Raw genomic sequence first — 12,800 nt, forward strand, 5'->3', positions numbered from 1 at the left:
GCGGTCTTTTTTCACTAAAATTTTACGCCTGTGCGACTTCGGATTTATTACCTTTAAAAATATAATACAAATTAATACAAACCACCAAAGCATTTAAACCTGTTACCGGAATTGAGCCAATCAGCAAACCATAAACCACAAAACAGGCACAACCTAATGAATTGACTAAGCGAAGTTTAATCACATCTTTTAATAAAAACGAACTAGCAACTAATACCATTGCAACATAGCCTAAAATTTCAACATAGTTCATTGAAGTCTCCTCAAATTAAAATAAACACCTATATTCTAAAATGTCTGCGATTATTTGTATCTAAGGCTAAAAATAGCAAAGGTTTGCGTTCATATTTTTCTTTTTGATTGATGATTAATTAACCATTATTTTCGTGTTAGTGGCATAGAATATGCAAAAATACCGCTTGAGATCATCACTACAAGCGGTATTCTTTTACTCAAAATTTGCAAACTGATAAATCTATTTCATCATAGCCATCCATTTATCAACGAATGTATTAAGGAATAATTACCGGAGCCCATACAAATCCGAAAGCCAGCCCAACAAGTACACCCACTAGTGCAGGAAGCATAAATGGATGATCTACCACATACTTACCTGCACGGGTTGAACCGGTTGTGTCTAACTCCATTGCGGCTAATGACGTTGGATAGGTCGGTAAAATAAAGATACCGGTAATGGCAATAAAAGAGGCTAGAATTGACCAATTTGGAATTCCTAGACTTACTGCAAGTGGAATAATCAACGCTGAAGTTGAACCTTGTGAATAAAGTAATGCACAGGTAAAGAAAAGCACGACTGCCAGTAACATTGGGTACTGTGTCAAAATATCACCGATAGAGCCTTTAATTTCAGCCAAATGAGCATCAACAAAGGTCATACCTAGCGTTACAATACCGATAATCACCGCAATCGAAGTCATCCCTGAACGGAAAATGGAACTCGTGACAATCAAATCTGGTTTGATTCTACCTGCCAACATCATTAAGCAAGAGGATGCGAGCATCATAACGATAATAATATCGCGAGTACTCATTGATTTGCCACTTTCATATACCGGTTTTAGGCCGGGTACTGCTGCAAATAATACCACTAATACTGTTGCAGCTAAGAAAATACCGATTGATAATTTTGCCCCTTTACGTGCTGTAAACTGGCTACTTGAATTATTAGATGGGCTAACCAACCCTGCTTTTAAACGTTCTAAATAGACAGTATCATCTTGTAATTCAACCCCTTGTTTAGATGCTACAAAAGCAGCCACTATTGAGGCAATAAAAGAAGCAGGTAAACAAACCGCTATCACTTGAAAAAAGGTCACACTATTGTTTTCCATAACTGCTATCATTGCCGCCATCGCAGCACTCAACGGTGATCCCACAATCGCTAATTGAGAAGATACTACTGCTCCAGCTAAAGCTCGTGATGGGCGAATCCCACTCTCTTTTGCCACTTCTGCAATAACAGGTAACGTGGAGAATACAATAAAGCCTGTTCCCGCCATAATTGTCATTAACCACGTAATCATCGGTGCAATAAAATTGATATATTTCGGGTTTTTACGCATCAACACTTCAGCATAACACACCAGTAGATCCATACCACCCACCGCTTGTAGCACGGCAGCAGCAATGACTACTGTCATAATTATCAACATTACATCAACCGGAATCGATCCCATTGGCAAACCAAAACCTAAGGTTAAAATAGCTAAACCTAAACCGCCATATAAACCAATACCTAAACCGCCGGAGCGAAGTCCTAAATAGATAGCAGCAAGTACCACAAAAATTTCTGCATAAATCATCTTAATCTCCTTAAAAATCAGTGGGCTTGATACCAATCAATCGCTGATCGAACCAGCGTTAAAGTGGAATCAATATAGCGTTCAGACTCTTGCTCAATCTCTCTTGCCAAAATAATCGGTACTTCGGTACAACCTAAAATAATGACTTCAGCACCGAGCTGAATTAACTCATTACGCTGTTTTATCATCAATTCCGTAGCTTTATCTGTTTCGCCGGACTTCAACAAATAGATGCTTTCCATCACCTCTTTTTGCCCTAATTCTGTTGGGCGAATAAAAGTTAAGCTCTGAGCTTCAATCCTCTTTTGATAAAGTCCTGTCGCTAAAGTCGCATCAGTTGCCAATAAACCAACCCGCTGCTTCCCTCTCTTAACAACTTCATTAATCGTACTGTCAATCATACTTAGCATCTCTACTCGGCTTTTCTTTTTCAAATGTTCAAACCAGTAATGAGCCGTATTACAAGCAATAATAATGCAAGTAGCACCTGCATTTTCTAGCCCTTTGATATACTTCTCCATCACGAAAGCAGGATCTTCACCATTTGCCAAAATACAACGGGTTCTATCCGGAATATCGGGAATAGAGGAAATTAACAAAGGGATATGAGCTTGATCACAATCAGCAGGCGTTAAACGGATAAATTTTTGAAACATATCCGCTGTTGCTGCTGGTCCCATTCCCCCCAAAATACCAATCACATTTCTTGCCATAAATATCTCCTTATAAGACTGAATAACTGTAAAGAGTTATACAAACAAGCTATGTGAAAAAGAAATGCAATAAACCGAACCAATATGCAAAAAATGCAACACCATATTTTATCAATGGAAAAAATGCTTTAAAATCAATAAAATATTGTTATTTTAATAATAACCTTAATGCATTTGGTCGAACTCAAATGCAAAATTTGCATTAGGTGATGTATGAAAAATATAGAAACAAAATGGTTGGAAGATTTTTTGACTTTAGAGGAATGCCGTCATTTTTCACAAGCAGCAGAAAAACGGAATTTATCACAGTCTGCATTTAGTCGGCGGATTTTGTCGTTAGAAGAAGTGGTAGGAGTAAAATTATTTGATCGCACGGCTATTCCATTGCAGCTCACCGAACAAGGAAAATTATTCCATTCCCAAACACGTAATTTATTACAGCAATTACGCGATAATCTTGATGAGTTACTAGGACATAATTGCAATTTACCGAACATAAAATTTGCGGCAGCCCATTCATTATCACTATCGATTATGCCTAAATTAATTAAACAACTCTCTCAAACCAATGAGAATTTTATTTATTCTGTTGAGGCTATTGATGTAGATCAAACCGTAAATACCCTTATTGAAGGAAAGAGTGATTTTATTTTTTCATTCTACGATGAGAAATTAATGCACCCACCTTTTATGTCATTAGAAATTTTACAATCTCAACTCTATCCTATTTCCCCAACAGATATTACAGGGGAAGCATTATTTAATTTAAAAGATCAAAATATCCCCCTATTAAATTATACGCCAAACTCCTATATGGGACGTTTAGTTAACCGGAAATTAGCCCAAACACCGCAATTGAATACTAAAACAAAATTTATTTCATCAATGTCTGAATTACTTAAAAATATGTTACTGAACCAACAAGGGATCGCTTGGTTGCCTGAATATGCAATTAGTGAAGAGTTACAAAATAAAAAAGCGATAATATTAAATAATAGTGAATTGGTTATTCCAATTAAAGGGTATATTTATCGAATGGATACACGGTTAAATAATGCTGCGGAACGTTTTTGGAATAACTTGCAGCATATTCAATTATTAAAGGGATAATTAATAAAAGGGGTGTGATACTCTCCCCTTTTATCTTAATGTCGTTCCAATCGCATAAAACGACAACAGTATGAATTATTTTCATCAATTTCTGACCATTTTTCTTCCACAAGTTGCCAATGTTCTTCATCAAATTCGAAGAAGGTATCGCCCTCAATTTCTGCCTGAATTTCGGTTAAATAAAGCGTATCTGCCGTTGGTAAGGCTTGTTTAAATAACTCTCCGCCACCGATAATCATAATTTCATCGCTATTTGCAAAACTTTTGGCTAATTCGACCGCTTGTTCCAATGATGTTGCCGAATAAGCCCCTTCCACCTCAAAACCTGAACGAGAAAGAATAATGTTCGGGCGTTTTGGTAGTAGTCTGCCGATGGATTCATAGGTTTTTCGCCCCATAATCACTGGTTTTCCTACTGTATTTTGGCGAAACCACGCCAAATCTACAGGTAAATGCCACGGCATTTGGTTATCTTTACCGATGACTTTATTTTGGGTGCGGGCAACAATTACGCTAATTTTCATTTTCTATCCTTTTATGCAATTTGGTTTGATTTTATATCAAATTAAGCGTGATTTTACACCTTAAAAGTGATAATTTTATTCGTATAATTTTTAAATAAAGTGAATCAGTTATGTCAAAAACTATCGTCATTAAATTTGGAACGAGTACCCTCACTCACGGCACAAAAAGTTTAAGCCGCCCTTATATGCTGGAATTAGTGAAGCAAATTGCCGAACTTCATAAAAATCATCGGGTCATTGTTGTAACCTCTGGTGCAGCTGCAGCAGGGCGTGATTACTTAGGGCACCCTGAACTACCGAAAACTTTAGCCTCAAAGCAAATGCTTGCGGCAGTTGGGCAAAGCCAGCTTATTCGTGTGTGGGAAAACTTATTTGATATTTATAATATTCACATCGGGCAAATGCTATTAACTCGAGCGGATCTCGATGACCGTGAGCGTTTTTTAAATGCTCGTGATACACTTGATGCTCTACTCGCTCAAAAAATTATCCCTGTCATCAATGAAAACGATGCGGTCGCTACTGAAGAATTTAAAGTAGGCGATAACGATAATCTCTCGGCTCTTGTGGCAATTCTCGCACAAGCAGATCAGCTCTATTTATTGACTGATCAAAAAGGGTTATTCAGTGCCGATCCTCGTTCAAACCCAGATGCTAAATTACTCTCGGTAGTTGAAAAAATCACCCCTGAAATCCGCCAAATTGCAGGCGGCAGTTCAACCGGCTTAGGCACGGGTGGAATGAGTACCAAGATTACCGCTGCTGATATTGCCACCCGTTCAGGCGTAGAAACTATCATCGCTTCTGGCTCTCGCCCAAATGTGTTGGTGGATTTAGCCAATGGTGAAAACATCGGTAGTAAATTTTTAGTGCAATCTGACCGCTTGGAAGGTAGAAAACGCTGGCTGTTTGCCGCTCCACAAGTAGGGGAAATTGTGGTGGATCTGGGAGCAGAACAAGCATTGCTCGCACATAAATCACTGTTGCCTGTGGGCGTTTCTGAAATCAAAGGCGAATTTACTCGAGGTGAGGTGATCAAAATCTTCAACCAAGACGGGAAAGCAATTGCTCTCGGCATCGCTCGCTATAGCAGTGAAGCACTACTTCGGATTAAAGGCAAAAAATCGAAAGAGATTGAATCGCTACTGGGCTATGAATTTGGCTCGGTTGCCGTTCACAGTGATGAAATGGTGGTGTATTAATGGAACTTGGAATTGATATTTTAGCTATTTTATTTGGTGTTGCTATACTTGCCGGCTTTATTGATGCAATTGCCGGCGGCGGTGGTTTACTCACTATTCCGGCATTGATGGCGGCAGGGCTGCCACCGGCAATGGCTTTAGGTACAAATAAATTACAAGCCTGTGGTGGATCATTTTCCTCCTCATTTTATTTTATCCGTAAAAAAGCAGTTAATATAAAACAGATGTGGCTGATTATTTTATGTACATTTATCGGCTCAACCTCTGGCACTATTTTTGTACAGCATATTGATGTGGAGTACTTAAAAAAATTATTACCATTTTTAATTTTAATTATTGGTATCTATTTTTTATTTAGCCCAAGTATTGGTGACGAAGATCGTAAACAACGAGTGAACCTGACTACTTTCTCGTTTACCGCTGCCGTTATATTCGGTTTTTATGATGGTATGTTTGGACCAGCTGCTGGTTCTTTTATGACTCTTGGCTGTATCCTATTACTCGGCTTTAACTTATCAAAATCGGTCGCGCACGCTAAAATTATGAACTTTACCTCTAACTTTGCCTCACTTATTTTCTTTACAATTGGTGGTGCTGTTATCTGGAAAGTCGGTTTAATTATGATGGTAGGGCAATTTATTGGTGGCACACTCGGTGCTAAAATGGTAATGACAAAAGGCAAAAAATTAATTCGCCCAATGTTGGTAACAATGTCATTTATTATGGTTGCCAAAATGCTCTATGAACAAGGAATTTTTAATTAACAATGAATAAAGCAAAACGTGTTGAAATTTTAACTCGCTTACGAAACGAAAATCCGCACCCGACAACGGAGCTGAACTACAGTAATCCGTTTGAATTATTGATTGCGGTTATCCTTTCTGCACAAGCAACAGATAAAGGAGTAAACAAAGCAACCGATAAATTATTTCTTGTTGCCAATACGCCACAAGCAATTTTAGATTTAGGTGTAGATGGGTTAAAAGAGTATATTAAAACGATCGGATTATTTAACAGCAAAGCGGAAAATATTATCAAAACCTGCCGAGATCTGATTGAAAAACATAACGGTGAAGTGCCGGAAGATCGTGATGCTCTCGAAGCTCTTGCCGGTGTGGGTAGAAAAACCGCCAATGTAGTGATGAATACCGCTTTCGGACACCCTACCATTGCGGTAGATACGCATATTTTCCGTGTGTCTAATCGTACCAATTTTGCTCCCGGTAAAAATGTAGTACAGGTTGAAGAAAAGCTACTTAAAGTTGTGCCCGATGAATTTAAAGTGGATGTTCACCATTGGTTGATTTTACACGGTCGCTACACTTGTGTTGCCCGTAAACCTCGTTGTGGCTCGTGCATTATTGAAGATTTATGCGAGTTTAAAGAAAAAACGGATATGTAAGCGGTCATATTTTTAGAGAGTTTTGCAAATGGATATCTATTTAGTTGGCGGTGCGGTGCGAGATCAGCTTCTCGGCTTACCTGTGAAAGACCGAGATTTTTTAGTGGTGGGAGCAACTTCAGAGCAATTATTAGCACAAGGCTTTCAACAAGTGGGGGCTGATTTTCCTGTTTTCCTCCACCCTGAAACTAAAGAAGAGTATGCTTTAGCCCGCCAAGAACGCAAACAAGGCAAAGGCTACAATGGTTTCATCTGTGATTTCTCGCCAACTGTTACACTTGAACAAGACTTAATCCGCCGAGATTTAACCATTAATGCCATTGCACAAGATAAAACAGGGAAGATTTTTGACCCTTATGGTGGTGTTCAAGACTTAGAGAACAGAATTTTACGCCATATCTCCCCTGCTTTTAGTGAAGATCCTCTGCGTGTATTACGTGTTGCCCGCTTTGCTGCTCGTTTCTACACTTTGGGCTTTACCATTGCAGATGAAACCTTAGCTCTAATGAGAGAACTCTCCAGTAGCGGTGAGCTAGAAAGCCTTACCGCTGAGCGGATATGGCTTGAGACAGAGAAAGCCTTTACAGAAGCAAGTCCCCAAGTTTATTTCAACGTTCTACGCCAAGTTGGGGCGTTAAAAGTGCTTTTCCCAGAAATCGATAAACTCTTTGGCGTGCCACAACCTCCTCAACATCACCCAGAAATCGATTCTGGCATACATACGTTAATGGTATTAGAACAGGCTAAGCGATTTGCAAAAAATGCGGAAAATCCGACCGCTTTACTCTTCTCTGCCCTATGCCACGACTTAGGAAAAGGAATAACCTCTTCAGATATTCTCCCGCATCATTACGGACACGAGGTAAAAGGCATTCAACTCACTCGAAATTTAGCCAATCGACTCAAAATTCCAACAGAGGTTAAAGATTTTGCTCTTTTAGTAACCGAATACCATACCCATTGCCACAAAATAGCAGAACTCCGTCCTGAAACCGTTATTAAACTCTTTAATGCTTTAGATGTTTGGCGAAAACCAAAACGATTTTTTGATTTTCTGCTCGCTTGTGAGGCTGACGCAAAAGGGCGATTAGGCTTTGAAAACCGAGATTACCCACAAGCCGAACTGGCAAAAAGTTATTATCACGCGGCAATGGAAGTAGATGTTCAACAAGTTATTCAAGAGGGCTTTGAAAAACAAGCTATTCGAGAAGAGTTAAATAAGCGTAGAGCTTATGCTATCAAAAGATGTAGAAGAATTTAAATAAATTTTAAGTTGAATTTTTATGTTGAAATATTGCATAAAAATTCACTTTGTTATATTTTAGAACTATCTCTTGCATTCAAACAATCGCTAAACTACAATTAGCCGCCTACTTCTAGTATAGGTTAATGGCGACTTATAAGTACCAACCCAAATTCAGTTTAGGAGTAAACTATGTACAAAAAAGCTATTCTTGTTCTTGCCGATGGCTCAGTCTTTTATGGCAGATCTATTGGTTCTGATGGTCATTCAATCGGCGAAGTGGTTTTCAATACCTCTATGACTGGTTATCAAGAAATTTTAACTGATCCTTCATATACACAACAAATTGTAACTTTAACTTATCCACATATTGGTAATACTGGTGTCAATAATGAAGATACAGAATCACATAAACCTTGTGCCTCTGGTCTGATCATCCGTGATCTCCCTCTGTTACATAGCAATTTCCGTTCTTCCATTTCCCTTTCCGATTATTTAATTCAACATAATATTGTCGCTATTGCCGAGATTGATACTCGCCGTTTAACCCGTATCCTGCGTGAAAAGGGAGCTCAAGCCGGTTGTATTTTTGTAGGTGAACACAATGAAGAAAATGTAGCAAAAGCCCTTGAATTAGCACAGAGCTTTGGTTCTATGGCTGGAAAAGATCTGGCACAAAATGTAACCTGTTCAGAACTTTACCAATGGACACAAGGCGAATGGCAACTAGGCAAAGGCTATGTACCACAAGGCAATACCCGATTTCATATCGTAGCCTATGACTACGGAGCGAAATATAATATTTTACGAATGCTTGCTGAACGAGGCTGCCGTATTACCGTAGTACCAGCTAAAACTTCTGCTGAAGCAGTACTTGCTCTTAACCCTGATGGTGTATTTCTGTCTAATGGACCGGGCGATCCTGAGCCTTGTGATTATGCGATTACTGCGATACGTAAACTTCTCGAGACTAAAAAACCTATTTTTGGTATCTGTTTAGGACATCAGCTACTCGGCTTAGCCGCAGGTGGAAAAACAAAAAAAATGGCATTCGGACATCACGGTGCGAACCACCCTGTGCAAGATCTTGATAGCCAGAAAGTATTAATTACCAGCCAAAATCACGGCTTTGAAGTTGATGAAGCAAGTTTGCCAAGCAATGTACGAGTAACTCATCGCTCCTTATTTGATGGCTCGGTACAAGGCATTGAACTAACAGACCGACCGGCATTTTCGTTTCAAGGACACCCTGAGGCGAGTCCAGGTCCAAATGATGTCGCCTACTTGTTCGATAAATTTATTGAGGATATGCGAAAAGCTCAATAGAACAGAGCTAAGACTTGCCATCTTAACAAGCGGGTGAATTTTATTGGAAATTTGCAAAATTTCTCTAGATTTTGACCACTTGTAAATTAGGCACTTACGCCCAATCGTACACCTAGTTTAATATCGGACACCAAGCTCCGATCTACAAAAGAGAAAAATAAAATGCCAAAAAGAACAGATATAAACACAATCCTAATTATTGGTGCAGGACCTATCGTTATAGGGCAAGCCTGTGAATTTGATTACTCAGGGGCTCAGGCTTGCAAAGCTTTGCGTGAAGAAGGCTATAAAGTCATCTTAGTAAACTCCAATCCGGCTACAATTATGACTGATCCAAATATGGCTGATGTTACATACATCGAGCCAATTGAGTGGCAAACAGTTGCAAAAATCATTGAGAAAGAACGACCTGATGCTATCCTCCCCACGATGGGAGGACAAACGGCATTGAATTGTGCTCTAGCACTCTCCCAACACGGTGTATTGAAGCAATATAATGTAGAGCTTATCGGTGCAACTGAAGATGCAATTGATAAAGCTGAAGATCGCGGACGTTTTAAAGAGGCGATGACCAAAATCGGTTTAAATACACCAAAATCTTTTGTCTGCCATAGCTTTGAAGAAGCTCTTATTGCTCAAGAAGAAGTCGGTTTTCCAACCCTTATTCGCCCATCTTTTACAATGGGGGGATCAGGTGGTGGAATAGCCTACAACCGTGATGAATTTATGGCGATCTGCGAACGAGGATTTGAAGCCTCTCCCACTCACGAGCTATTAATTGAGCAGTCTGTACTAGGCTGGAAAGAATATGAGATGGAAGTAGTGCGAGATAAAGCAGATAACTGCATTATTATCTGTTCAATTGAAAATTTCGATCCAATGGGTGTACATACTGGCGACTCAATTACTGTTGCACCGGCTCAAACATTGACTGATAAAGAATATCAAATTATGAGAAATGCTTCTCTTGCCGTATTACGTGAAATTGGTGTAGATACCGGTGGCTCAAATGTGCAATTTGCAATCAATCCTGAAAATGGGGAAATGATTGTAATTGAGATGAATCCACGTGTGAGCCGTTCTTCTGCTCTTGCTTCAAAAGCAACTGGTTTCCCAATCGCCAAAGTTGCGGCAAAATTGGCTGTTGGCTATACATTGAATGAGCTACGTAATGATATTACTGGAGGATTAATTCCAGCCTCATTTGAGCCAACATTGGACTATGTTGTAACTAAAATTCCACGTTTTGCCTTTGAAAAATTTGCCAATGCAGATGATCGTTTGACTACCCAAATGAAGTCAGTCGGTGAAGTAATGGCAATGGGTAGAACTTTCCAAGAGAGTTTACAAAAAGCATTACGAGGTTTAGAAACAGGAATTTGTGGTTTTAACTTACTTTCTGAAGAACCTGAGACTATCCGCCGTGAACTTTCTGCTCCTGGTCCAAACCGTATTCTCTATGTTGCCGATGCATTCGGAGCTGGGTTTTCATTAGAAGAAGTTCACCACTATTCTAAAATTGACCCTTGGTTCTTGGTACAAATTCAGGATCTCGTCCAAGAAGAACTTGCATTGGAGAAAAAAGCATTTAGTGAGTTAGATGCCATAGAAATCCGCCGTTTAAAACGTAAAGGCTTTTCAGATAAACGAATTTCACAGTTAACTAAGGTGAGTGAAAAAGTAGTAAGAGATTATCGTCACATCAATGGTATTTTACCCGTATATAAACGAGTTGATACCTGTGCTGCAGAATTTGCATCTGATACCGCTTATCTCTACTCTACTTATGAAGAAGAATGCGAAGCTAAGTCGAGTAACCGCAAAAAAGTGATGATTTTAGGAGGGGGACCAAATCGTATCGGACAAGGAATTGAGTTCGACTACTGCTGTGTTCACGCCTCACTTGCTTTAAGAGAGGCTGGCTTTGAGACTATTATGGTGAATTGTAACCCAGAAACTGTTTCAACGGATTTTGATACCTCTGATCGCCTCTACTTTGAGCCACTAACACTTGAAGATGTATTAGAAGTGATTAGAGTTGAGCAACCGTGGGGGGTAATTGTTCACTATGGCGGACAAACACCTCTCAAGCTTGCGAATGCATTACACGAGAACGGGGTAAATATTATCGGTACTTCTGCCGATAGTATTGATGTAGCAGAAGATCGCGAACGCTTCCAGCAAATTCTATACTCACTTAACTTAAAACAACCAGCTAACCGTACCGCTCGCAATGTGTTTGAAGCAGTCCAATTAGCAAATGAAGTTGGCTATCCACTGGTGGTCCGCCCATCTTATGTGCTTGGTGGGAGAGCAATGCAGATTGTATATAATGATGATGAGCTAAACAAATATATGCGTGAAGCAGTATCTGTCTCTGATGATAGCCCAATTCTGCTAGATCATTTCTTAAATAATGCTATTGAGGTTGATGTGGACTGTATTTGTGATGGTGAGAATGTCCTCATTGGTGGAATTATGCAACACGTTGAACAAGCCGGGATTCATAGTGGCGATAGTGCCTGTTCATTACCTGCCTACTCGCTAAGCGGTGAAATTCTTGATGAAATTCGCAAACAGACTCGTGCAATGGCATTTGCATTAGGTGTAAAAGGATTAATGAATGTACAATTTGCAGTACAAAATGATATTATTTATGTACTAGAGGTGAACCCACGTGCCAGCCGAACCGTACCTTTTGTAAGTAAAGCGACAGGGCAACCATTAGCAAAAATCGCTACTCGAGTGATGGCAGGAGAAACCTTAGCTGAATTGAAAGCATTGGAAGAAATCGTTCCAAACAAGTTCTTTGTCAAAGAAGCAGTATTCCCATTCATAAAATTCCCTGGCGTCGATACCATTTTAGGACCAGAAATGCGTTCTACCGGTGAAGTTATGGGAATTGGAAAAACTTTCGCTGAAGCATTCTTTAAAGCTCAATTAGGAGCAGGTGAGAGGATTCCAAAAGTCGGTAAAATATTTATTTCTGTAATAGAGCAAGACAAACCAGGTGTAATTGCTATTGCTAAACGTTTCCAAGAAGAAGGTTATGGTTTATGTGCAACTTCCGGTACAGCAAAATTTTTGGGTGAACACGGAATTGCTGTTCAAACCGTAAATAAAGTTCGAGAGGGACGACCACATATTGTTGATGCAATCAAAAATGGAGAAATTGCATTAGTTATTAATACAGTTAATGGCGATCCAGAAGTCATCATTGATAGTCACTCGATTCGCCGTACTGCATTGCAGCAACGTATACCAATTTATACTACTATTGCAGCAGCACAGGCTATTGCTGAAGGGATCAAACATATTCAGCAATTTGATGTTTACTCTGTACAAGAGCTCCATTCTTTGTAAAAGAATCATATTAAAACTTAAGGGTAGCCTAAATTAATTGGCTACCCTTATAATTTTAAAGGGCTGTATTATCTCAGCCTTAAATGTTAAATAG

The 12,800-nt window shown here is 39.3% G+C and carries 11 protein-coding genes; 7 read left to right on the forward strand and 4 right to left on the reverse strand.

Annotated features, from left to right (window positions below; genetic code table 11):
* Positions 1-22 precede the first annotated feature (22 nt).
* The 3 genes from X781_RS07140 to X781_RS07150 all read right to left on the reverse strand — a co-directional run bounded on the left by X781_RS07140 (position 23) and on the right by X781_RS07150 (position 2,536).
* On the reverse strand, positions 23-253 hold the full coding sequence (locus X781_RS07140) for a YgjV family protein (RefSeq protein ID WP_025236204.1): 231 nt from the start codon (positions 251-253) through the stop codon (positions 23-25).
* 259 nt (positions 254-512) lie between these two features.
* Positions 513-1,823 carry an anaerobic C4-dicarboxylate transporter gene (locus X781_RS07145; protein WP_025236205.1) on the reverse strand — a complete coding sequence of 437 codons (1,311 nt, stop codon included), beginning with the start codon at positions 1,821-1,823 and terminating at the stop codon, positions 513-515.
* A 17-nt stretch (positions 1,824-1,840) separates the two neighbouring features.
* Positions 1,841-2,536: an aspartate/glutamate racemase family protein gene (locus tag X781_RS07150; protein ID WP_025236206.1), complete on the reverse strand. Its 696-nt coding sequence runs from the start codon at positions 2,534-2,536 to the stop codon at positions 1,841-1,843.
* 213 nt (positions 2,537-2,749) lie between these two features.
* Here X781_RS07150 and hypT point away from each other — a divergent pair, with 213 nt between their 5' ends.
* Entirely contained in the window at positions 2,750-3,646 is an 897-nt protein-coding gene (hypT, locus tag X781_RS07155; protein WP_038643974.1) for a hypochlorite stress DNA-binding transcriptional regulator HypT, read from the forward strand.
* A 35-nt stretch (positions 3,647-3,681) separates the two neighbouring features.
* Here the strand turns inward: hypT and folA are convergent, their stop codons facing one another.
* The gene (gene folA / locus X781_RS07160; protein WP_025236207.1) at positions 3,682-4,170 is read right to left on the reverse strand and encodes a type 3 dihydrofolate reductase; all 489 of its coding nucleotides are present in this window, start codon (positions 4,168-4,170) and stop codon (positions 3,682-3,684) included.
* Positions 4,171-4,280: 110 nt separating this feature from the next.
* On the opposite strand from folA, the gene proB reads away from it, so the two are divergent.
* The 6 genes from proB (at position 4,281) to carB (ending at position 12,706) form a co-directional block, all read left to right on the forward strand.
* Entirely contained in the window at positions 4,281-5,372 is a 1,092-nt protein-coding gene (gene proB / locus X781_RS07165) for a glutamate 5-kinase (RefSeq protein WP_025236208.1), read from the forward strand.
* Complete coding sequence (locus tag X781_RS07170) at positions 5,372-6,136, forward strand: TSUP family transporter (RefSeq protein ID WP_025236209.1); 765 nt, start codon at positions 5,372-5,374, stop codon at positions 6,134-6,136. The genes proB and X781_RS07170 overlap by 1 nt, the downstream gene beginning before the upstream one ends.
* A gap of 2 nt (positions 6,137-6,138) precedes the next feature.
* The gene (gene nth / locus X781_RS07175) at positions 6,139-6,774 is read left to right on the forward strand and encodes an endonuclease III (RefSeq protein ID WP_025236210.1); all 636 of its coding nucleotides are present in this window, start codon (positions 6,139-6,141) and stop codon (positions 6,772-6,774) included.
* Positions 6,775-6,802: 28 nt separating this feature from the next.
* Positions 6,803-8,035, forward strand: coding sequence for a multifunctional CCA addition/repair protein (locus X781_RS07180; RefSeq protein WP_025236211.1), 1,233 nt, complete (start codon positions 6,803-6,805; stop codon positions 8,033-8,035).
* Positions 8,036-8,209: 174 nt separating this feature from the next.
* Positions 8,210-9,343, forward strand: coding sequence for a glutamine-hydrolyzing carbamoyl-phosphate synthase small subunit (carA, locus tag X781_RS07185; protein WP_025236212.1), 1,134 nt, complete (start codon positions 8,210-8,212; stop codon positions 9,341-9,343).
* A gap of 162 nt (positions 9,344-9,505) precedes the next feature.
* A complete protein-coding gene (carB, locus tag X781_RS07190; RefSeq protein WP_025236213.1) occupies positions 9,506-12,706 on the forward strand; it encodes a carbamoyl-phosphate synthase large subunit in 3,201 nt (1,066 codons plus the stop codon).
* Positions 12,707-12,800: the final 94 nt, after the last annotated feature.

Source organism: Mannheimia sp. USDA-ARS-USMARC-1261, assembly GCF_000521605.1.
Classification (GTDB): domain Bacteria; phylum Pseudomonadota; class Gammaproteobacteria; order Enterobacterales; family Pasteurellaceae; genus Mannheimia; species Mannheimia indoligenes.